This is a genomic window from Marinobacter alkalisoli (assembly GCF_045449795.1).
In the GTDB taxonomy this organism is placed as follows: domain Bacteria; phylum Pseudomonadota; class Gammaproteobacteria; order Pseudomonadales; family Oleiphilaceae; genus Marinobacter.
Genome location: NZ_JBJJLB010000025.1, coordinates 154,293 through 174,410, shown reverse-complemented (window position 1 = coordinate 174,410; position 20,118 = coordinate 154,293). Strand labels below are relative to the sequence as shown.

General features: G+C 58.6%; 23 protein-coding genes. 6 read left to right on the top strand and 17 right to left on the bottom strand.

Annotated elements, in window-relative coordinates; translation table 11 throughout:
* Window positions 1-3: 3 nt before the first annotated feature.
* The 9 genes from ACJO3M_RS12560 to prlC form a co-directional block, all read right to left on the bottom strand.
* Window positions 4-228 carry a hypothetical protein gene (locus ACJO3M_RS12560; RefSeq protein WP_407001697.1) on the bottom strand — a complete coding sequence of 75 codons (225 nt, stop codon included), beginning with the start codon at window positions 226-228 and terminating at the stop codon, window positions 4-6.
* 19 nt (window positions 229-247) lie between these two features.
* Entirely contained in the window at window positions 248-829 is a 582-nt protein-coding gene (locus tag ACJO3M_RS12555) for a hypothetical protein (RefSeq protein ID WP_407001696.1), read from the bottom strand.
* Window positions 830-834: 5 nt separating this feature from the next.
* Window positions 835-1,680: a DUF350 domain-containing protein gene (locus tag ACJO3M_RS12550; RefSeq protein ID WP_407001695.1), complete on the bottom strand. Its 846-nt coding sequence runs from the start codon at window positions 1,678-1,680 to the stop codon at window positions 835-837.
* A 5-nt stretch (window positions 1,681-1,685) separates the two neighbouring features.
* Complete coding sequence (locus ACJO3M_RS12545) at window positions 1,686-2,309, bottom strand: DUF4178 domain-containing protein (RefSeq protein WP_407001694.1); 624 nt, start codon at window positions 2,307-2,309, stop codon at window positions 1,686-1,688.
* A 6-nt stretch (window positions 2,310-2,315) separates the two neighbouring features.
* The gene (locus ACJO3M_RS12540) at window positions 2,316-3,035 is read right to left on the bottom strand and encodes a PspA/IM30 family protein (protein WP_407001693.1); all 720 of its coding nucleotides are present in this window, start codon (window positions 3,033-3,035) and stop codon (window positions 2,316-2,318) included.
* Window positions 3,032-3,442 (bottom strand): YbjN domain-containing protein, encoded by a 411-nt coding sequence (locus ACJO3M_RS12535; RefSeq protein ID WP_407001692.1) that lies wholly within the window; start codon window positions 3,440-3,442, stop codon window positions 3,032-3,034. The genes ACJO3M_RS12540 and ACJO3M_RS12535 overlap by 4 nt, the downstream gene beginning before the upstream one ends.
* A 30-nt stretch (window positions 3,443-3,472) precedes the next feature.
* Complete coding sequence (locus ACJO3M_RS12530; protein ID WP_407001691.1) at window positions 3,473-4,585, bottom strand: ion channel; 1,113 nt, start codon at window positions 4,583-4,585, stop codon at window positions 3,473-3,475.
* Between the two features lie 155 nt (window positions 4,586-4,740).
* Complete coding sequence (locus tag ACJO3M_RS12525; protein ID WP_407001690.1) at window positions 4,741-4,992, bottom strand: YheV family putative zinc ribbon protein; 252 nt, start codon at window positions 4,990-4,992, stop codon at window positions 4,741-4,743.
* A 162-nt stretch (window positions 4,993-5,154) separates the two neighbouring features.
* Window positions 5,155-7,200, bottom strand: a complete 2,046-nt coding sequence (gene prlC / locus ACJO3M_RS12520) for an oligopeptidase A (protein WP_407001689.1) — start codon at window positions 7,198-7,200, stop codon at window positions 5,155-5,157.
* A gap of 212 nt (window positions 7,201-7,412) precedes the next feature.
* Between prlC and ACJO3M_RS12515 the strand changes: the two genes are divergently transcribed.
* Window positions 7,413-7,952, top strand: coding sequence for a gamma carbonic anhydrase family protein (locus tag ACJO3M_RS12515; RefSeq protein WP_407001688.1), 540 nt, complete (start codon window positions 7,413-7,415; stop codon window positions 7,950-7,952).
* Between the two features lie 185 nt (window positions 7,953-8,137).
* Complete coding sequence (locus ACJO3M_RS12510; RefSeq protein WP_407001687.1) at window positions 8,138-8,593, top strand: Hsp20/alpha crystallin family protein; 456 nt, start codon at window positions 8,138-8,140, stop codon at window positions 8,591-8,593.
* A 33-nt stretch (window positions 8,594-8,626) separates the two neighbouring features.
* Here the strand turns inward: ACJO3M_RS12510 and ACJO3M_RS12505 are convergent, their stop codons facing one another.
* The 8 genes from ACJO3M_RS12505 to ACJO3M_RS12470 all read right to left on the bottom strand — a co-directional run bounded on the left by ACJO3M_RS12505 (window position 8,627) and on the right by ACJO3M_RS12470 (window position 15,404).
* Window positions 8,627-8,944, bottom strand: coding sequence for a PA4642 family protein (locus tag ACJO3M_RS12505; protein ID WP_407001686.1), 318 nt, complete (start codon window positions 8,942-8,944; stop codon window positions 8,627-8,629).
* A 117-nt stretch (window positions 8,945-9,061) separates the two neighbouring features.
* Window positions 9,062-9,895, bottom strand: coding sequence for a flagellar motor protein MotB (locus ACJO3M_RS12500; protein ID WP_407001685.1), 834 nt, complete (start codon window positions 9,893-9,895; stop codon window positions 9,062-9,064).
* 4 nt (window positions 9,896-9,899) lie between these two features.
* Window positions 9,900-10,673 carry a motility protein A gene (locus ACJO3M_RS12495; protein ID WP_407001720.1) on the bottom strand — a complete coding sequence of 258 codons (774 nt, stop codon included), beginning with the start codon at window positions 10,671-10,673 and terminating at the stop codon, window positions 9,900-9,902.
* A 55-nt stretch (window positions 10,674-10,728) separates the two neighbouring features.
* A complete protein-coding gene (aroE, locus tag ACJO3M_RS12490) occupies window positions 10,729-11,556 on the bottom strand; it encodes a shikimate dehydrogenase (protein WP_407001684.1) in 828 nt (275 codons plus the stop codon).
* Window positions 11,546-12,475, bottom strand: a complete 930-nt coding sequence (gene hemF, locus ACJO3M_RS12485) for an oxygen-dependent coproporphyrinogen oxidase (RefSeq protein ID WP_407001683.1) — start codon at window positions 12,473-12,475, stop codon at window positions 11,546-11,548. Before hemF ends, aroE begins: the two co-directional genes overlap by 11 nt.
* A 9-nt stretch (window positions 12,476-12,484) precedes the next feature.
* The gene (gene tsaC / locus ACJO3M_RS12480) at window positions 12,485-13,060 is read right to left on the bottom strand and encodes an L-threonylcarbamoyladenylate synthase type 1 TsaC (protein ID WP_407001682.1); all 576 of its coding nucleotides are present in this window, start codon (window positions 13,058-13,060) and stop codon (window positions 12,485-12,487) included.
* A 3-nt stretch (window positions 13,061-13,063) separates the two neighbouring features.
* A complete protein-coding gene (gene dprA, locus ACJO3M_RS12475) occupies window positions 13,064-14,236 on the bottom strand; it encodes a DNA-processing protein DprA (RefSeq protein WP_407001681.1) in 1,173 nt (390 codons plus the stop codon).
* Between the two features lie 151 nt (window positions 14,237-14,387).
* Window positions 14,388-15,404, bottom strand: a complete 1,017-nt coding sequence (locus ACJO3M_RS12470; RefSeq protein ID WP_407001680.1) for a LysM peptidoglycan-binding domain-containing protein — start codon at window positions 15,402-15,404, stop codon at window positions 14,388-14,390.
* Between the two features lie 351 nt (window positions 15,405-15,755).
* On the opposite strand from ACJO3M_RS12470, the gene def reads away from it, so the two are divergent.
* The 4 genes from def (at window position 15,756) to trkA (ending at window position 20,019) form a co-directional block, all read left to right on the top strand.
* Complete coding sequence (gene def / locus ACJO3M_RS12465; RefSeq protein WP_407001679.1) at window positions 15,756-16,259, top strand: peptide deformylase; 504 nt, start codon at window positions 15,756-15,758, stop codon at window positions 16,257-16,259.
* A gap of 122 nt (window positions 16,260-16,381) precedes the next feature.
* Window positions 16,382-17,317: a methionyl-tRNA formyltransferase gene (gene fmt / locus ACJO3M_RS12460; RefSeq protein WP_407001678.1), complete on the top strand. Its 936-nt coding sequence runs from the start codon at window positions 16,382-16,384 to the stop codon at window positions 17,315-17,317.
* The gene (rsmB, locus tag ACJO3M_RS12455; protein WP_407001677.1) at window positions 17,318-18,619 is read left to right on the top strand and encodes a 16S rRNA (cytosine(967)-C(5))-methyltransferase RsmB; all 1,302 of its coding nucleotides are present in this window, start codon (window positions 17,318-17,320) and stop codon (window positions 18,617-18,619) included.
* On the top strand, window positions 18,616-20,019 hold the full coding sequence (gene trkA / locus ACJO3M_RS12450) for a Trk system potassium transporter TrkA (RefSeq protein WP_407001676.1): 1,404 nt from the start codon (window positions 18,616-18,618) through the stop codon (window positions 20,017-20,019). The genes rsmB and trkA overlap by 4 nt, the downstream gene beginning before the upstream one ends.
* Window positions 20,020-20,118: the final 99 nt, after the last annotated feature.

Below are 20,118 nucleotides of genomic sequence, written 5' to 3'. Positions count from 1 at the left end.
GCTCTACTTCCCATAATGAATGCCAGTGCCCCGGCTACCCGGACCACCAGGCGCGCCATTGCGGACACTGCGACTGGGGTAGTAGCGGGGGCCGCCGAAATACCAGAACGAAGGCCCACTGTCATAGCCATTGTAGCCCGCATAGCCATAACCTTGACTGCTGCAGCTGAACAGGCCCAAATAGGCTGCTGCTACCAACGCCAGAATCAAACCGGTTTTCAATTTCATATCAAAACGTCCCTGTTGATTACTGTTCCTGAATCATTTCTAGAAAGACGCCCCGGTAACGAATCAGACCGATGACAATCGCAAGAATCAGGGCTAGGATCCCTGCGGCCCTATGGGGAATAGGGCTGAAGCCTCCCTCATCAATATCCACGGTGATCGGGGCTCTACCAAGGTCAGAGTGTTCGAAGTTGTTTTCGGTACTGACCCCGATTAGATATTCACCAGGCTTTTCGATTGTCAGTTTTCCCTGATAGGAGGTTTCTGATTCCCGCCAGTAATAGCCTTCGTAGTCACGACCCTCTTCGTGCCAGAAACCGTCACCCAGACCCAGCAAATACTGCTGTTTCGCATCCAGTAGCGAAACGGTCACTGAACTCCAGTGACCGAGGGGGATCGGCTGGTATACTTGGATATCAAGAATCGTGCCCGGGTCTTCGATGACCAGGGGGCCAATCATGCCGCCGTCAGCCGGCAGCTTCTCGAAGAGCTTTCCGGAGCCATCGGTGAGGCTCAGACCACAGGAGGTGACCAGACAGATGGCGGCAAACGCAAACAGGATTCGAACAAAGGGAATACGGTTGGTTTTGGTCTCGGTTGTCATGGTCATCACCCGATCATGAAGTACAGAACTGTGGCAAAACTTACCGCAACAGCGAACTCGAGCAAGCCGGCGCCTGTGTTGCGATCCTCAGCGATTTCCTTGTTCAGGTCATCACGGCTGATAACCACCTTGTCAAAGAAAAATCGCACCACGATCAGGTAGATAAAGACACCCAGAAGATTAACGCCCAACCAGGACAGGTTGTCGGTCCAGCTGACGAAATCGCCTTTGACCGAGCCCATGATAATCAGGCCGATGGCGACAAACGTGCCCCCGAAACCCAGTCCCGCAGCCAGGTTATCGTTTTCGATTTCCTGTTGTATGACGTATGGCGTCATCCACTCATACAGCCTGCTAAAGATCAGCAGTGCCACTTGGCCGATGGCGTAGAAGACAAGAGCGGAAACAATGCCACCCCCTTCTCCGTGGATCGCTCCGGCAACCACTAGGGCTGATCCGATGTAGTTGGCGCCCTGTATCGCCCCTGCAGCCTTATTGTGGTTGTCCTTGATGGCCCCAGCCACGGAGAAGGTGTGTAATATGAAGCGGTCGTTCAGTACGCGCGACAGATTCAACAACACCATGCCCATCAGGCTATAACCACCCACCAAGAGCAGATCCATCCACAGGCCAGTACTAGGCCCTAGATAGGCACCGCAAAATATGGCCGTGAAGCCAGCATAATAGCCTGCAAGGCTGGTTGCCTGAGCCGCATTGTCAGAACTGGTCAACTCACGGTCGATGCAATAGGGCGTCAACAGACGCTTCAGATATTTCGCAACCAGGAAAAGCGCAATGTAGAGCGCCAGCATGCTGGCGCCCCTGAGCAGCACATCCGGATTAAACTCCATAGCAATCATCCTTGATCCGTCGTTCTGTATACCTTGATGCGGGTAGGCGGGATTCGCTGCGACAGGTAGGCCCGGTAGTCCTGTCCCCATCGTTCGATGGTCAGATCGTGAGTCTCGTTGTCACCTTCGAGATCCCAGAATTCCAGGGTCTCTGGCCGGGATTCGTCTCCATCAGGCAGGAATCTCGCAGTTCCATGTTCGGTCATCCGGAACACATCGCCATCGAAGTGGACGACCGCCCCGGGTTTCAACCGTCCCACACCGGCGTCGTCCAGACCCAACTCGTCGATTCGCAGCCTTTTGAGCGTCACGCTGGTTTCCAGCTCATCGTCCCGATCCACGTCCAGCCAAACAGTGCCTGAGCCAGTCTCGCCCTCGAGTTCGAACCACTGGTAGCCATCCTGTTGATAGACGTGCCTGGCCGTGACCTGCACATCCACCTCAGTCATTTCCGCCCCGTAAGGCGGAAGCTGTATTACGCCACCGACACGGACACTCTCAATGCCACCCATTGGCGAGTGGGCGGCCCCGGACGCGGCGGTTGACGATACCGCCCGCCGGGACCACATTCGATAACCGATAACGCCGGCAACGACCAGCAACACCAGTAGCAGAAGATCCATAACCATGATGACCTAGACTCCCGGCTTTTTCTCGGATGACTGGTCGGCCATTTGTGCCTTGAGTTCCGCCAGGGCGTCACTGCCACCACTTTTGTTGAGGGCCTGATTGATATCATCGTCCAGCGACCGGGAGGACTGGATCATATCGCCATAGGACTCAGCCAGGGCTTCCTCCTCTTCGACCTTGGAACGCATCTTCTCCAGAGTCGAAATGGTCGAGGAGGAATCCACCTGGGCCATCTGACGATTGATCTTCTTGGTGGCAGTACTGACCTTGGCCCTGGCCTTCAGTGTTTTGAGCTCGTTTTCCCACTGGGAAATCTGACCTTTCAGCTCCTGGATCTTGTATTCAAGATCGGCGGAGAGTCGGTCGTACTTATCCTTCTCCACCTGGCTTCGTTCCGCCACCTGCTGCGACTGGTTTTGCTTTTCCAAAGCACCGGATGCCAGCTTATCAGCCTCTTCCTGGGACAACTCTCCCACCGACGCCTTCTGCAACAACCGCATGGCTTTGCGCTTATAGTCCTCCACATCCGCTGAGGCATTCTCAAACTCCCGCCGGCTACGAATGGCGATAGCCTTGATTTCGGCGAGGCTGTGCAGACTGTTGTCCAGGTCCGTTTTCAAGTCCCGGATGGCCTGCTCGCTCATCTTGATCGGATCTTCGAGCTTGTCTACGGCCGAGTGGGCTTCGGCAGAGCTTAATTTGAACAGTCGCTTGAATAGGTTCATGCAGTAGCACCTCCTTGCTGGGAGAGTTGAATAAGCTCATCAGCATGCTCTGCAAGCATCAGGCTTAGAGCGTTCACGGAGCCTTCCAGTTCGTTCAGGTCCAGATTGGCCAGCGCCAGGGTGTCACGGAAAATCAGCCTGGTACCAGACTCGTCGAGGCACAGGGCTCCGTGTATCAGTTCCCGATTAATTTTCAGCAGGTCCCGGTAGTTGTCCTTACTGGCTGACGGTAAATCCAACAGGAACTGCTCGATCACGAGGATGTCGTCCTCGCAATCAATCACCAGTCGATGGATCCCCTGTTGTTCAGCGCTTACAACCAGCATCTGCTCTTCGGGATCCTCGTGATCCACCATAAGGGGCAGAGCGGCAATGTAGGTTTTTATGGTTTCAAATGACGTTGACATGTTGATGATCGCTCCTTGATAAACTGAGATTCAGAGGGGGACTGGAGAGGGTCTAAGAGCCTCATTGACGTCCGCTTCCGTTGGAATGGCCACCTCGCGGACCATAAGAATAATGCTGGCAGCATCAAAGCGGTGGTCCGGTGCCGGATGACACTCCACATGCCCATCCTCCCTGACATAGGCCATCAGCGTACCGAGTCCGGCACGCATGAGATCACAGGCAACGTCAGACCAGACCACGCCCTTGAGCGATACCCGATAACGCATCGCATGGTCGTCATGGTGGGTAAAGAGGTTCTCCAGGACTTTCTCTGTGCCGGGCGCCACCAGAGCACGAACGAGGATCTCCGGGTAAGCTCTGACCGGACGGATGGTGGTACTGGCACCGGCCCGCTCCGCACGATTTCGGTTCTCATCCTGCACGCACTCGGCGACGACATAGGGCTTTGCCTCGCCACAAAGCTCATCCAGCTGCATCAGTACGTCGAGCGTCACACTGTCCGAAACACGGCTGTATTCATCTCGCGCCAATACAATGATGGCACTCGCATCCCCGGCAGAGGCAGCCTCCAAAGCAGAAAAGTCCGACGACTCACCGTGGTAGTGAACCACTTCCCGCTCCCTGAGAGACGAGGGCAAGCCCTCAGGAAACGCATCCGTCAAAATCTGAACGGGGACATCTGCAAACGCGTCGGTAGCCCTCAACTGGTCGACCAGCCTGTGGAAATACACGGCAGGGTCGTGCTTCGGGCTATTGATGATTAATACATGGTCTTTCATATGCCATCTCCATTGACCCTTGATCATGTATTCCTTCCGCTTGAGCCGGTAGTCGATGTAATCACTGGCCAATTGAGCCAGGATTGTAATGCCAGCGATGTACAGCAGGATGACCGTGGCTGACCTTCCGGCGATGGTGCTGGCTGAATAGTCCCCGTACCCGACCGTGGTCAGCGTGGTGAGCGTCAACCAGACCGCATCATTGAGGCTCAGGCCCTCGAATAGCACCATCGCAACGACATGGAGGGAGGACAGCGAAAGAAGCCAGCAGAGTGCTTTCTGCAGACGGCCTCGCAGGCCCACATCCAGTCGGCGGGAAAATTCAGTTCTGGAACGTCGTCTTTTGAAAAGGCGGGAAAACATGATTGCTGACGTCCCCATCCATGGGACGTACTTCAACTCCTGTCAGGCCAGCTTATAGATAGTTCGACGCCAGTGAGGCGTGAATCAATATGTGGGCGGCAATCTTACACTGTCAAAAAAGGCAATGCCATGCATCGGTGCACACGGCCACCTCTTTACTGGTCCTGTTTCGACTTGAAAAACACTACCTGCTTGACGGTATGATCGTCTTCGTTGTCGCGCTTGTTAACCCGTGTTTCGAGTTCAGGGTTGGTCGGCTGTTCGGTGTCAGACACCGCATCGGTAAAGCCACAGGCCACGCATTCGCGCACCTGATCGTCATCGTCGGTGGTGAACATCATGATTTTGTCCATCTCCGCACAGCGGGGGCAGACGGCGCCGGCGATGAAGCGTTTTGGACTCGCCATAAGATTGCTCCAGTACGTTTGGGCATTGGCTTGTCGGGTTACGGCCTTTGGCCTAACCCGACCTATGGTTTCGTAGCTCGGACAGCGTTACCGCAGCCGGGCAGACAGCGCCAATGCTGTAGGTCGGATTAGGCCGCAGGCCGTAATCCGACAGTGTTTTCATCAGGCAGCGTCGTCCGTGATGCCATTCTGCTTCAACAATGCATCCACCTGCGGTTCTCGACCGCGGAAGGCCTTGAACAGCTCCATGGGCTCCTGGGAGCCGCCTTTTTCCAGGATATTGTGCAGGAATGCCTTGCCGGTCTCCGGATCGAAGATTCCGCGTTCCTCGAACAGCGAGAACGCATCCGCCGCCAGCACTTCCGCCCACTTGTAGCTGTAGTAGCCTGCGGCGTAACCGCCAGCAAAGATGTGGGAGAAGCTGTTGGGGAAGCGGTTGAATTCCGGTGCCCGCACCACGGCAATTTCTTCCCGCACCTTGCGGTGCATATCCAGTGGGTTGGTTGGGGCCTCGCTGGTAAATTCCGCGTGCAGGCGGAAGTCGAACAGTGAGAATTCCAACTGGCGCACCATGGCCATGCCGGACTGGAAGTTCTTGGCCGCCAGCAGCTTCTGCAGCAGGTCCTCGGGCAGCGGCTCGCCGGTTTCGTGGTGCGAGGCGATCAGCGCCAGGGATTCCGGGTTCCAGCACCAGTTTTCCAGGAACTGACTGGGCAGCTCCACCGCATCCCAGGCCACGCCGTTGATACCGGATACTTCCAGCACATCCACCTGAGTCAGCATGTGATGCAGGCCATGGCCGAACTCATGGAACAGGGTGGTGACCTCGTCGTGGGTCAGCAGCGATGGCTTACCGTTGACTGGCGGGGTGAAGTTGCAGGTCAGGAACGCGACCGGCAGCTGAAGGTGGCCGCGCTGATTGCGCCAGCGCACCCGGCAATCGGCCATCCAGGCGCCACCACGCTTGCCCTGACGGGCGAACAGGTCGAAGTAGAACCAGGCCACCGGCTCGCCGTTGCGGCTGATGCAGTAGGCGGTGGCATCTTCATGCCAGGTTTCCACCTCGGGCCTGGCTTCGATCTGGACATCGAACAGCTTTTCCGCCACGGCAAACAGACCCGGAACCACCTTGTTCACCGGGAACCAGGGACGCAGGGTTTCCGGGGAGATGTCGTACCGTTCCTGGCGCAGTTTTTCGCTGTAGTAGCCGATATCCCAGGCTTCCAACTCTTCCACATCGTGGCTGTCCCGGGCGAAGGCTGTCAGCTCGGCAAACTCTTTTTCCGCCACCGGCTTGGACTTGGCCGCGAGCTGGTTCAGGAAATCCAGAACCTCGTCGGTGCCGCGGGCCATCTTGGTGGCCAGCGAGCGCTCGGCGTAGTTGTCAAAACCCAGCAGCTGGGCAAGTGCGTGGCGACGCTTGAGGATTTCCGCCATCACCGGGGTGTTGTCCCAGGTGCCGGCGTCCGGGCCCATGTCCGAGGCGCGGGTGACAAAGGCTTCGTAGACTTCGCGGCGCAGCTCACGGTTGTCCCCGTAGGTCATCACCGGGAAGAAGCTGGGGAAGTCGAGGGTGATCACATAGCCGTCGAGGTCTTTCTGCTTCGCCGCCTGCTTCGCGCCCTCAATGGCGCTTTCCGGTAACCCGGACAGCTCGTCCACATCGGTAATGTGCTTGTACCAGTGCTGGGTGGCGTCCAGCACGTTGTCACTGAAGCGGTTGGAGAGCTCCGCCAGCTCCCGGGACAGCTCCGCGTACTGCTTTTTCTGGTCCGCCGGCAGGTCGACACCGCCCAGGTGGAAATCCCGCAGGGTGTTGTCTATAGACTTGCGCTGGGCTTCGTTCAGCTCGCTGAAATCGTCCCGCGCCGCCAGTTTCTTGTAGGCATTGCACAGGGTTTCGTTCTGGCTCAGCTCGGTGCTGTATTCGGTGAGCTTTTCCAGGCAGTTTTTGTAGACCTTGCGCAGGTCGTCGCTGTTCATCACGCCGTTGAGGTGGGAAATCACCGACCAGGCGTTGCTCAGCTTGTCTTCCATTGCCTGCATGGGCTGGGCGAGGGTGTCCCAGGTGGGGTCTTCCTGCTGGGCCAGTTCGGCGATTTTCACGCGGTTTTCGCTGAGAATCTGGTCAATTGCCGTTTCCATGTGTTCGGTACGGACATGGTCAAACTTCGGCAACAGGTCGTCGGTCAATAATGGGTTATTCATAAGTTCCCTTCTCAGCTGTCAATTTGTAGGGTAGCTTCGGTGTATCAGACTTCGGGGAAAGGTACCTGTGGGAGGGGGCTGTCCAAAACACGCTCCTTGCGGCACATCCATGTGACGCTTGGGCTCCGCCATCCATGGCTCCGCACAGTTTTGGACAGCCCCCTCCCACAGGCACCCCGAGCCTCCGGGAAAACGCTATACGAGTATATGTAATGACGAATGTACGTTCACACAAGGGTATCACGCCAACATTCGGAGCACGCACCTGGATTGATCCCAGTTCCGTGGTGATTGGCGACGTAAAAACCGGGGACGATGTCTCCATCTGGCCGATGACAGTTGTTCGCGGCGATATGCACAAGATTCGCATCGGTGATCGTTGCAGCATCCAGGACGGTTCAGTCCTTCACATCACCCACGCCAGTGACTACAACCCCGGCGGTTATCCGCTGACGATCGGGGATGATGTCACCATTGGCCACAAGGCCCTGTTGCACGGTTGCACCGTGGGCAACCGGGTACTGGTGGGCATGGGGTGCATCATCATGGACGGGGCCGTGGTGGAGGACGAAGTCATTGTCGCCGCCGGGTGCCTGGTGCCTCCGGGCAAGACCCTGGAATCCGGCCACCTTTATGTCGGGTCTCCCTGCAAAAAAGCGCGCGCCCTGACCGACAACGAGCGCACGTTCTTCAAATATACCGCCGCCAATTACGTCAAACTGAAGGACGACTATCTGAACGATCAGAAATGATGCTCGTCCACCTGATACAGGTCAAAATTCGATCAAACGGGGCTTGAAAACTTCTGCGGTGATCCTACATTCGAAAATAGCAGAAGTTCACGGAGTCCCATCCGGCTGGCGCCACCGGTATGGAGCTGTTCCGCGAGCGAAGCTGATGTCTCACGATTTCAGATTCGTAAAGGAGGAGTTTCATCATGAGCAACATTGCACGTTGGAATCCAGTCAGTGAATTTGATGACCTGATGAACCGTTACAACCGGCTGTTGGGCCTGACACGTGGCAACGGTGAACGGGAGGGCAAGGATCTGTTCAGTCGCAGCGACTGGGCGCCCGCCGTTGATATCAAGGAAAGCCCGGAAGCCTTCACCATTGAGGCTGAGCTGCCGGGTATGAACAGGGAAGACGTCAAAGTTACCGTCCACGATGGTGTGCTCAGCATCCAGGGTGAACGCAAGCATGAAGAAGAAACGCAAGACAGGAAGCACCACCGTATCGAACGGGTTTATGGCAGTTTCCTGCGCCGTTTCACTCTGCCGGAAAATGTGGATGAGGACAGCATCAAGGCCAACTTCAAGGACGGCGTGCTGTCACTGACCCTGCAGAAATCCGAACCGGCTGAACCCAAAGCCATCGAGGTGGAAGTTCAGTAACGGTCCGGATGCCTGCTGCGGAGCCGGGGGCGCTCAGCTCCCGGCGTCTGCCTTTGTCTTTGCACCCGCAGCCTTGAGGGCATCGGCATACGCCGTGCTGCGCTGATGTTGCAGGATATGGTCGAGAATGGTTTCCCCTGATTCTCCGACGGCATCCAGATTTCTGCCTGCTTCCACGAAAAACCCGATGAAGCGTTCGAAATCTTCTGCACGCATCGCCCGATAGGCTTTCTGCAACACGTGGAAATCCGCATTTTCGCCAGCGTCCGCCGGCTCGATGGCGAGAAAGCTCCTGACCCGCTCGTCGCTCCACTCTTCGCCAATGACTTTCGGTTTGTCTGGTCCGCTCATAGTCTCTCCCGGTCTTTGTCCGGCTGATGGTTCAAACTTGGGGCCACAGTATAAAGATCTGAAAGCAAAGAAGTTAGTTGAAATGACTATGAGAAGCTATCACTGGAGCATAAGCGGTCAGGGCAGTATTTCCACGGGTAGCGCTTCCGTGGCAGCGGATTCGATGCATTCGGGATCACGGATGGCGATTTCCACACGCCGGTTTTTGGCCCGATTTTCATCGCTGTTGTTGGGGGCAAGCGGGTTTGTTTCCGCCCGACCGGCGGCCACCACACGCTCCGCCGGTACCTGTCGGTTCATGACCAGTTCATGGACCACAGACACCGCCCGGGCCGCGGAAAGGTCCCAGTTGGACCGGTAACGGCTGCTGGAAATCGGACGATCATCGGTATAACCGGACACCAGCACATCACCAGTGCAGTCCGCCAGCACCCCGACCACACGCTCAATAATGGGGATCATATCCGGTTTGATGGTGGCGTCGCCTGAGCGAAAGGTGGCCTCCTCGGAAAAGCGGATCACCACTTTTTTCTCATCGTAGTTGACACTCAGGGCCTCTGACGCCACCTCGTTCTCCAGCTCACTGATCATTCGGGTAGCCAGATCAACAATGCCGGCTGGAATGCCGGTTTCTCCGCGACCTTCGGTTCGCTCATCAATGAACTCCGGCTCATCGGCCATGGATTCGCTCGGCTCGGGCAGGGAGACAGTGTCCGACTCGATCAGGGTCAGAGGGGAGCCTCCGACATCGTCCGCCAGTACGTTGCTGCTGCCGAAGGCCACCGACATGGAATTGGCCATGGCGCGGTATTTCTCGATGTCCATTTCGGCAAAGGACAGCAGCAAAATAAAGAAGGTCAACAGCAGGGTGGCCAGATCGGCAAAGGTGACGATCCAGGCCGGGGTGCGGTTCTGCGGCTTGCGACGGCGATGCTGACTGATACCCGTCAAACTGTCAGGCCTCCCGCTCCGGTGCAAGGCCGGTGCGTTGGTCCGGAGTCACGAAGGAGGACAGCAGTTCGGTCATCACCCGGGGATTCTCTCCGCGCATGATGTTGCGGATCGAAGTGGTGATCAGCAACTGGTTACGGGCTTCATCCTCTGCCTTGAGCTGTAGCTTGTCCGCCAGCGGCAGCGCAATCAGTTGCGCAATAAAGGCACCGTAGAGCGTGGTCAACAGGGCGATGGCCATGGCCGGGCCAATGGACGAGGGATCATCCAGGGTGTTGAGCATCTGCACCAGACCAACCAGGGTACCGAGCATGCCAATGGCCGGGGCCGATTCGCCGATGCCTCGGAACACCCGCTCAGCGACCTCGTAACGCTCCGCTGTCTGCTGCGTTTCCTGTGTCAGGGCCTCTTCCACCAGTTCCGGTGGATGGCCGTCGACACAGAGGTTAATGGCTTTTTTCAGGAAACCGTTCGCGGTTACGTGGTCCTCAAGCCCGAGAATACCTTCCTTGCGCACCACCATGGCCAACTCACCCACTTCCCGGATCAGCTCGGTCGGGCGGGCCACCTGCTCCTTGAATGCCGCGGAAAATGCCAGGCGAAAGGCGCTCATAACCGAGGACAGCCGGAACTTGATCAGGGTCACCGCGAAGGTGCCGCCCAGTACAATGGCCAGACCAGGCAGATTCAGGAATGTCAGTATGGAGGCGTTGGCCAGCATGGCGAGTACCACGATCAACACGCCCGCCACCAGACCCACAAGGGTAAGAATATCCATCCGGGACCTTTCCAGTGTTTTGACCCAGAGCATAGCCCATCCCGGGCTGCCCGGCTCAGTCGTTACGTAATTCGTCCATCACCGCCGCCGTTTCCGGGCGAATACCCCGCCAGATGCGGAAAGACTCGGCAGCCTGCTCCACCAGCATTCCCAAGCCATCAAACACCCGGGTTGCGCCCTGATCCAGCGCCCACTGATTAAAAGTGGTGGTGGTCAGAGAATACATCATGTCGTATACCACGGTGTCGGCACCGATCACATTTGGCGACAGCGGCGGCAAATCTCCCTGCAGGCTGGCGCTGGTGCCGTTGATGATCACGTCAAAAGCATCATCGGGTGCCTCGAAACCACACGCCGAGAGCGCCACGTCACCGGCATCGGCACGGAACAGGTCCGCCAGCGCCTGCGCTTTGGACACCGTCCGGTTAGCGAGGGTGATGGCGGCAGGCTGTGCGGCGATCAGCGGACCCAGAACACCACGCACAGCGCCACCGGCGCCCAGCACCAGAATGCGCCTGCCTTGAAGTGCCACTTGGTGGTTGCGGGTCAGATCGGTCACCAACCCCTTGCCGTCGGTGTTATCAGCAGTCAACAAGCCCTCAGCGTCGACAAACAGGGTATTGGCGGCCCCGGCTTTTTCAGCCTCCGGCGTCCGTCGGTCCGCCAGTGACCAGGCCTGCTCCTTGAAGGGCACGGTGACGTTCAGGCCCATACCGCCCTGACGGAAAAAATCCCGTACTGTGGCGGCGAAATCGTCCAGGGGCGCCTGAATCGCCGTGTATTCCACAGCCTCGCCGGTCTGTCGTGCAAACAGGCTGTGAATGCGGGGGGATTTGCTGTGGCTGATCGGGTGGCCAACCACGGCGTAGAGATCATTGTTCATGGTTCAGCTCCAGCCAGTCACGATCCGTGAGGAAGTAATCGGTCAGGCGCGCCTCCTCGGAGCCGGCTTCCGCGCTGCGGTTGTAGTCCCAGCGCACCAGCGGCGGAAGCGACATCAGAATGGATTCGGTGCGGCCGCCGGACTGCAGCCCGAACAGAGTGCCACGATCGTACACCAGATTGAATTCCACATAGCGGCCGCGACGGTACAACTGGAAATCCCGCTGCTGTTCCGTGTAGGGCAGATCCTTGCGGCGCTGCACGATGGGCTCATAGGCATCGATATAACTGCTGCCCACCGCCTGCATCAGGCCGAAGTCGCGGGCGAAGTCGCCGGTGTTGTGGTCGTCGAAAAACAGACCACCAATGCCCCGTGGCTCGTCCCGGTGTTTGAGGTAGAAATATTCATCGCACCAGTGCTTGAAGCGCGGGTAAATGTCGTCACCGAAGGGCTGGCAGGCGTTCCGGGCGGTGCGATGCCAGTGCACGCAATCTTCCTCGAAGCCATAGTAGGGCGTCAGGTCATAGCCACCGCCAAACCAGTACACCGGCTCGGCATCTTTCGGCGTGGCGATGAAAAACCGCACATTGGCGTGGGAGGTGGGCACCATCGGGTTGTGGGGGTGGATCACCAGGGACACCCCCATGGCCTGCCAGGGCGCGCCGGCCAGGTGAGGGCGATGGGCTGTGGCAGACGGTGGCATGGTGTCACCCATCACATGGGAAAAGTTCACCCCGCCTTTCTCAAACACGGCGCCGTCAGTGATCACCCGGCTGATCCCGCCGCCGCCTTCCGGGCGGTCCCAGGCATCTGTGATGAAGTCTGCTATGCCATCCACCGCAGCCAGCCGCTGGGCGATGTTTTCCTGCAGCGCCAGCAGGTACTGTTTGACGGCATTACTGTCGGGTTGCTGCGACATCTGCTTCTCCTACCGCAATTGACGACCGTTGACGATATCCAGAATCCGGCTGGGCTGGCGGTTGCCGCCCAGATCCCCGGGCACGATCCAGTCCAACTCGTCACCGAAATAACGGCGCACCTGCCAGATGGAGCGCGCGGGCTGACGCCCCGCCGGGTTACAGGACGTGGACACCAGCGGCATACCGGCGGTCTCACAGAGGGCACGGATCACCGGGTGGCTGCTCACCCGCACCGCAATGGAGCTGTGACGCCCGCGCACCCACTCGGGAATCTGCTGCTTCACATCCGGCAACAGGCAGGTGACCGGCCCGGGCCAGTGCTGCTCAGCTTCCCGCTGCAGGGCCACAGGCAGGGGATCCAGCAGGAAACTCACCTGGTCGACGGAGGACGCCACCAGGATCACGCCTTTGTCCATCGGACGCCGCTTCAGGTCGAGGATACGGTCTACCGCCTCTGCATCCCAGGGATCGCACCCCAACCCCCAAACCGCTTCCGTCGGATAAGCGATGACACCACCACCCAGAAGGGTGCGGCGGGCACAGTGCAGTTGCCAGTCAGTGAGGGGATTGGGCGAATGCGGCATGTCTCAGGCTATCCTCTGAAAACCTCCCGGAACCGAGCTGACCAATCCCTGAAGTTCAAGCAACAGCAGCGACTGCATCAACTGATCGGCGGGTAATCCGGTTTCTGAACACAGTTGATCGGTTGATTGCGGATCATACCCTAAAGCCTCCAGCACCGCGATTTCCCGCGGCTCCAGATTCACAGTTGGGGAGGCCTCAGCAGACGTGGCCTGCGACGCCACGGGCGGCGACCACCAGGCTCCCAGCTCCTCAAGCACGTCGTCCACGGTTTCCACCAGGCGCGCACCCTGCTTGATCAGGTGATGGCAGCCCCGGGCCACCGGGCTGTGGACCGAACCGGGAATAGCGAACACCTCTCGCCCCTGTTCCAGCGCCAGCCTGGCGGTAATCAGCGACCCGCTCTTGAGGCCGGCCTCCACCACCAGTATGCCACGGCTCATACCGCTGATAATGCGGTTACGCTGTGGGAAATGCGCTGAGCGGGCGCGGGTACCGGGCGGGTACTCGGACATCAGCAACCCCTGGCTGATAATGCGATCCGCCAGCTTGCGATGCTGGCTGGGATAGAGCTGGTCAAAACCACTGCCAATGACCGCCAGGGTATCGTGGCCCGCGTCCAGGGCACCAGCATGGGCGGCGCCATCAATACCAAGCGCGAGACCGCTGGTCACCAGGAATCCCTCCCGGGCGAGGGCGGCCGCAAAATTCCGTGCATGGTCCAGACCGGCCCGGGTGGCGTTACGGCTGCCGACAATGCCGATCTGATCCCGCGTTAACAGCTGCCGGTCACCGAGGCAGTAAAGCACCATCGGGGCATCGTGAATATGGCGCAACGGATCCGGGTAATCATCATCCCCGGGAGTTAACAGCCAGACACCCTGGGCACGGCACGTTTCCCAGGTCTGAAGGACCTGCCGCACCAGCGGATGATTCCGGTCCTGTCGTTGCCACGCCTGCACGGGCTCGATGGTTTCCATGGTCAGGCCGATGGCTTTCAGCGTCGCGACGCTGGCGCCCAGAACCGCAGTCAGGTCTGCCATCGCGGACAGCGCAGCCTGGCGACGGCGTATGCCGAATTTCGGCAGGCGGGATAGCATCAGCCAGGGACCGGCGACGCTCTGGAAAAGATCGGAGGTTACCTCCGAAGGACTCGGGGCTGTGACTACATCAGACATGGGATCCTTCCCTGGGTAGTGGATGTGGCAGCAGACAGAGCTGCATTCCGGCATGTGCCTTCCTGGCACCGGCGATAATGATTATGTCATAAAAAACGGGAGCCGGTGACCGGCTCCCGTTCAGTGATCCGCGTTCTGAGATCAGGCGGGTTCAGGGATTGGTTACCTTGTCCCCGACCGACAATGGGCGGGTAGCCTGCAGGATCAGACCGTAGCTCATTTTTTCGTAGGTCTGAAATACCATCAGCAGGCCAGCGCGCTCGGACGGCAGTTCGATGGTTTCGTTGGTGACAGGGTCACGGACCATATTGCCGCTCTTCAGAACCGCCATCACGTTACCCGGCTTCAGACCCTCGCGCTCGCCGCGGTTGATCGCCACCACATTGAACTGGCCGATCTGGTTGACGCCACCTTCTACGGAGATCATTTCACCTTCAAGCTCCTGGTCCGGTGAGCTGGGCACGAAGTTGGTGGTCAGGCGGCGGTCTTCACTCACCAGCAGCCGGTCACCGATACGTACCTCTTCGCTGGATTTGGTGAGGCTCAGTGTCAGCACATCACCGTTTTCGGCGTTGATATCGCCCCTGGCAATGCTGCGCGCTTCCAGTCCCAGGAACTCACCGGTCTCCGGATCACGAAACTCCTGGCTGCGGCGGAAAATGCCAATCTTGTCCGCCGGCTTGTCACCACGGGCGTAGATGCGGTCGCCGGCACCGGTAATGATACGGCCGTCTTCACCTTCCAAAACGTAGGGTGCTCCGTTGATTTCCTCAGCAGAGACGATACGGGTTTCGGACAGGAAGCTGCTGATTGCATCCAGCGGGATCGCCGGGATCGGCGTATCAATCGGTTCTGAGCGCACCTTCGGTGACAATTTCACCACCCCGTTGCCCGTCACCTTGGTCAGGCGTGGCTTACCATCGATATAGACCAGAGCCAGGCGATCACCCGGATAAATCAGATGAGGATTCTCCACCTGGGGATTCACGTGCCAGATTTCCGGCCATTGCCACGGGTCTTCCAGAAAACGGGCGGAAATATCCCACAGGGTGTCACCCTTCACGACAGTGTAACGCTCGGGATGATCGGACCTGAGCTCTGGTTGCGCATGGGCCCAGGAGGTTAGCAGCAGCATGCTTGCTGCCAGAGCGTACAGCAGTTTCCTCATTATGTAAGTCCTTGATCGCGTGCCTTGAATCGACAGATTCTGTTCTTGATATGCAGCCAGTCGGGTGCAGCTTATTATGTTGCTGATTCCGATACTATAGAAGATGTCTCGCAAATTGTGATGTTATCTTTTGTTCTTCCAGTAAATTCTACCCCACCATCGAGAGATTTTAACTATCAACTGATCAGTTTGTACTCAATCGTCAAGATAGGGGATAATATGGAATACCCGGTCATAATAGACCCGGACTGGAAATATGCGCAGTACGCTGTCGCATTTCGGAGATAGCAGTCACACTGTTACAAATCATAACGGTATCATTCAGGTTAACAGGCCAAAAGTACGAGCAACATGATATTAGAGATTCTCGAATACCCGGATCCCCGTCTGCGCACCATCGCCAAACCGGTGAATGAGGTAACGGACGCCGACCGCAAGCTCATCGACGACATGTTCGAGACCATGTACGATGCGCCCGGCATTGGCTTGGCGGCGACCCAGGTCAACGTGCATAAACAGATCATCGTGATGGATCTGTCCGAGGACAAGAGCGAGCCACGGGTGTTCATCAATCCGGAAGTGGAAGTGCTGGACGGTGAACTGGAAGACATGCAGGAAGGCTGTCTGTCGGTGCCCGGCTTCTACGAGGACGTGTCCCGTATCGAACATTGCATGATTCGCGCCCTCGACCGTGACGGCAAGCCCTATGAACTCGAAGCCCGGGGGCTGCTCGCCGTGTGTATCCAGCACGAGATGGACCACCTCAACGGTAAGCTGTTCGTGGATTACCTGAGCGCCCTGAAGCGTAATCGGATTCGCAAGAAGCTGGAAAAGCTCCACAAGAAGAGTGCCTGATCACCGGTAATCTTTCCCGGTACTGTTTCCCAGCGCTCGAAGCTCAGCGACAACAGCCAGAACTAACGGACCGGGTGGATACCCGGTCTTTTCGTATTCAACGGAACAGAGACACTATCACCGTGCGAATCGTGTTTGCCGGCACCCCGGATTTTGCAGCCACCGCCCTCAAAGCTCTCCTTGCCGACCGCCATAATGTGGTGGGCGTGTACTCCCAGCCCGATCGTCCGGCCGGTCGCGGCCGCAAGCTGACCCCGAGCCCGGTGAAACAGGTCGCGCTGGACGCCGACATCCCCGTGTTTCAGCCGGAAAGCCTGAAAACCGCGGAAGCCCAGAATGAACTCCACAGCCTTGAGGCGGATGTGATGATTGTGGCCGCCTATGGTCTGATCCTGCCCAAAGCGGTGCTGGACATCCCCACCCACGGCTGCCTCAACATCCATGCCTCGCTGTTGCCACGCTGGCGTGGTGCCGCGCCTATCCACCGGGCCATTGCCGCCGGGGACAAGGAAACCGGCATCACCATCATGCAGATGGACGAAGGCCTGGACACCGGTGCCATGCTGCTGAAAGCGGTGACGGCCATTGAAGCCGGCGATACCGGTGGCAGTCTCCACGACCGCCTTGCGGACATGGGCGGAGAGGCCATCGTCAAGGCGCTGGCACTGCTGAAAAAAGGCGAACTTCAGGGCGAGCCCCAGAACGACGATCAGGCCTGCTACGCCCATAAGCTGTCCAAGAATGAAGGCCACATCGACTGGTCCATCGACGCCACAACCATTGAGCGACTGATTCGCGCCTTCAATCCCTGGCCCGGCACCTATACCGATCTCAACGATCAGCGTATTCGCATCCACCGCGCGCAACTTCTGAACGAATCTTCCGGCAAGGCTCCGGGCACCGTACTGAGACGGGAACGAGATGGCATCGACGTGGCCTGTGGTAGCGGGGTGCTGAGAATCACCAGCCTGCAACTGCCTGGTGCCCGCGCCCAAAGTGCCAGCGACCTGATCAACGGCGGCAAGGAACTGTTGCTGCCGCGCCAGGAGCTGAACTGAATGAACGACCGCAGTCAGTCCATGCGTGCCCTGGCCGCCCGCGTGCTGCAATCGGTGGAGAATGGCCAGTCACTGACCCAGTGCCTGCCGCCGGCCCTGAACCAGCTGGCGCCGAACGAGCGTCCGGAACTGCAGGCGATCTGTTACGGCACCTGCCGCTGGTTCCACCGTCTCGACGACGAACTGGATCAGCGCCTGAACAAGCCCCTGCGCAAACAGGACCGGGTGGTTCACCATCTGATGCTGGTGGCGCTGTTTCAACTGCGCTACAGCCAGCAGGCCACCTACGCCGTACTGAATGAGACAGTGGAAGCCTGCCGCGCCCTCGGCAAACCCAACCTGACCGGCCTGGTCAACGGGGTACTACGCAGCGCCGAACGGGACGGTGCACCCGAGCCCACAAACGATGCCGCCCGCTTCAGTCATCCGTTGTGGATGGTGGAAAAACTGCGCCACAACTGGCCCGATGACTGGCAGGCCACTCTCGGAGCCAATAACGCCCAGGCCCCCATGACCCTGAGGGTTAATGCCCTGCGGTTTTCCCGTGAAGAGTACCTGGGCCATCTCGCCGAAGCCGGCATCCAGGGCAAAGCCACCGCGTTCGCACCCCACGGCATTCAGCTGGACACGCCCGTGCCGGTGGATCGCCTGCCGTGGTTTGCCGACGGCGCCGTCAGCGTGCAGGACGAAGCTGCCCAGCTGTCCACCACGCTGCTGGACCTCGCTCCCGGTCAGCGGGTGCTGGACGCCTGCGCTGCCCCCGGTGGAAAAACCTGCGCCATCCTCGAAGCCTGTGGCGAACTCGGGGAAATGGTGGCCATCGACGAATCCGCCGAACGCCTGCCGCGGGTACAGGAAAACCTGGACCGACTTGATTTACGGGCAACGCTTCTGGAAGCAGACGCCGCCGCCATCGATCAATGGTGGGATGACCAGCCGTTTGACCGCATCCTGCTGGATGTGCCCTGCAGCGCCAGCGGAGTCATTCGCCGTCACCCCGACATCAAGCTATTGCGACGGGAATCGGATATTGTGCCCCTGGCGTCGATCCAGCTCGGATTGCTGGATGCCATGTGGCAAATCCTCAAGCCCGGCGGCCGGCTGGTTTATGCCACCTGTTCCGTGTTCCCCCAGGAAAACCACCGTATAATTCAACGATTCCTCAAGCAGCAGCCCGAAGCGAGGCTGCTGGAGCCGGATGTTCCCTGGGGCCATGACATGGCCGCAGGACGACAACTGTTACCGAACCCCGACAGCCATGACGGCTTTTTCTACGCCGTGCTGGAGAAACCTGACTTATGAAAATCCTGATTCTCGGCGCCGGCCAGGTCGGCGGCACACTGGCGGAAAACCTGGCCAACGAAGCCAATGACATCACCGTGATCGACAGCGACAGCACCCGCTTGCGGGAGCTCCAGGATCGCCTCGACATTCGTACGGTACAGGGCAAGGCATCCTTTCCCACGGTACTGAGACAGGCCGGTGCGGAGGATGGCGACATGGTCATCGCCGTCACCAACAGCGACGAAACCAACATGGTGGCCTGCCAGGTGGCCAAGTTGCTGTACAAAACACCAACGACGATCTGCCGGGTAAGGGCCAATGCCTACCTGGCAAAATCAGAGCTGTTTTACCAGCGGGAACAAAAAAAGGACCTGGACAGCCTGCGCGGCTTTCCCATCGACGTTCTGATCAGTCCGGAACACCTGGTCACCAAACACATTACCCGGCTGATCGAATACCCCGGCGCACTACAGGTACTGGAATTCTCGAAAGGCCTGACCCGGCTGGTCGCCATTCGCGCCACCAAGGGGGGACCGCTGGTGGGTCACGAGCTGTCTTACCTGCGTACCCACATGCCCAAGATCGACACCCGGGTGGCGGCCATCTTCCGCAAAAGCCGGGCGATCATGCCCCAGGGCGACACGGTGATTGAAGACGGCGACGAGGTGTTCTTCATTGCCGCCTCCGACCATATACGCTCGGTGATGAGTGAACTCCAACCCCTGGAGAAACCCTACAAGCGCATCTTCATCTGTGGCGGCGGCAACATCGGTCAGCGCCTGGCCCATACCCTGGAAAGCCGCTATCAGGTCAAACTGCTGGAGCGTGACCGCGAACGCTGCGTAATGCTGTCGGAAAACCTGCGCAAGACCGTAGTGCTGGAGGGCAACGCCGCCAACAAGGACATCCTGCTGGAAGAGAACATCGAGAGCACCGATGTATTCTGCGCCGTCACCAACGACGACGAGGCCAACATCATGGCGTCCTTGCTGGCCAAGCGCCTCGGCGCCCGCAAGGTACTGACCCTGATCAACAACCCCGATTACGTCGACCTGATCCAGGGCGGCGACATTGACGTGGCCATTTCCCCCCAGCAAACCACCATCGGCAGCCTGCTGACGCACGTCCGTCGCGGGGACGTGGTGAACGTTCACTCATTGCGCCGGGGCGCCGCCGAGGCCATCGAAGCCATTGCCCACGGCGATCATCGCTCCTCCAAGGTGGTCGGCAGGCGCCTGGACGAGATATCGCTGCCCGAAGGCACCACCATCGGCGCCATCGTTCGCCACAATGAGGTACTGATCGCCCACGATCACCTGCGGGTGCAGCCGGACGACCACGTGATCCTGTTCCTGGTGGACAAAACCCGGATACGGGACGTGGAAAAACTGTTCCAGGTGGGCCTCACGTTCTTCTGACAGAAACAGCGCAAAAACAAGGCTGTGAACGCCACTTAGAAATACACGTTTGGCCAGCGTATAATGCGCCTTTTTTCAGAGTACCCCATCGTTTTTGGC

Coding starts and splice junctions, on each gene's coding strand:
- ACJO3M_RS12560 (WP_407001697.1), bottom strand. CDS start 228: ATGAAATTGAAAACCGGTTTGATTCTGGCGTTGGTAGCAGCAGCCTAT.
- ACJO3M_RS12555 (WP_407001696.1), bottom strand. CDS start 829: ATGACAACCGAGACCAAAACCAACCGTATTCCCTTTGTTCGAATCCTG.
- ACJO3M_RS12550 (WP_407001695.1), bottom strand. CDS start 1,680: ATGGAGTTTAATCCGGATGTGCTGCTCAGGGGCGCCAGCATGCTGGCG.
- ACJO3M_RS12545 (WP_407001694.1), bottom strand. CDS start 2,309: ATGGTTATGGATCTTCTGCTACTGGTGTTGCTGGTCGTTGCCGGCGTT.
- ACJO3M_RS12540 (WP_407001693.1), bottom strand. CDS start 3,035: ATGAACCTATTCAAGCGACTGTTCAAATTAAGCTCTGCCGAAGCCCAC.
- ACJO3M_RS12535 (WP_407001692.1), bottom strand. CDS start 3,442: ATGTCAACGTCATTTGAAACCATAAAAACCTACATTGCCGCTCTGCCC.
- ACJO3M_RS12530 (WP_407001691.1), bottom strand. CDS start 4,585: ATGTTTTCCCGCCTTTTCAAAAGACGACGTTCCAGAACTGAATTTTCC.
- ACJO3M_RS12525 (WP_407001690.1), bottom strand. CDS start 4,992: ATGGCGAGTCCAAAACGCTTCATCGCCGGCGCCGTCTGCCCCCGCTGT.
- prlC (WP_407001689.1), bottom strand. CDS start 7,200: ATGAATAACCCATTATTGACCGACGACCTGTTGCCGAAGTTTGACCAT.
- ACJO3M_RS12515 (WP_407001688.1), top strand. CDS start 7,413: ATGACGAATGTACGTTCACACAAGGGTATCACGCCAACATTCGGAGCA.
- ACJO3M_RS12510 (WP_407001687.1), top strand. CDS start 8,138: ATGAGCAACATTGCACGTTGGAATCCAGTCAGTGAATTTGATGACCTG.
- ACJO3M_RS12505 (WP_407001686.1), bottom strand. CDS start 8,944: ATGAGCGGACCAGACAAACCGAAAGTCATTGGCGAAGAGTGGAGCGAC.
- ACJO3M_RS12495 (WP_407001720.1), bottom strand. CDS start 10,673: ATGGATATTCTTACCCTTGTGGGTCTGGTGGCGGGCGTGTTGATCGTG.
- aroE (WP_407001684.1), bottom strand. CDS start 11,556: ATGAACAATGATCTCTACGCCGTGGTTGGCCACCCGATCAGCCACAGC.
- hemF (WP_407001683.1), bottom strand. CDS start 12,475: ATGTCGCAGCAACCCGACAGTAATGCCGTCAAACAGTACCTGCTGGCG.
- tsaC (WP_407001682.1), bottom strand. CDS start 13,060: ATGCCGCATTCGCCCAATCCCCTCACTGACTGGCAACTGCACTGTGCC.
- dprA (WP_407001681.1), bottom strand. CDS start 14,236: ATGTCTGATGTAGTCACAGCCCCGAGTCCTTCGGAGGTAACCTCCGAT.
- ACJO3M_RS12470 (WP_407001680.1), bottom strand. CDS start 15,404: ATGAGGAAACTGCTGTACGCTCTGGCAGCAAGCATGCTGCTGCTAACC.
- def (WP_407001679.1), top strand. CDS start 15,756: ATGATATTAGAGATTCTCGAATACCCGGATCCCCGTCTGCGCACCATC.
- rsmB (WP_407001677.1), top strand. CDS start 17,318: ATGAACGACCGCAGTCAGTCCATGCGTGCCCTGGCCGCCCGCGTGCTG.
- trkA (WP_407001676.1), top strand. CDS start 18,616: ATGAAAATCCTGATTCTCGGCGCCGGCCAGGTCGGCGGCACACTGGCG.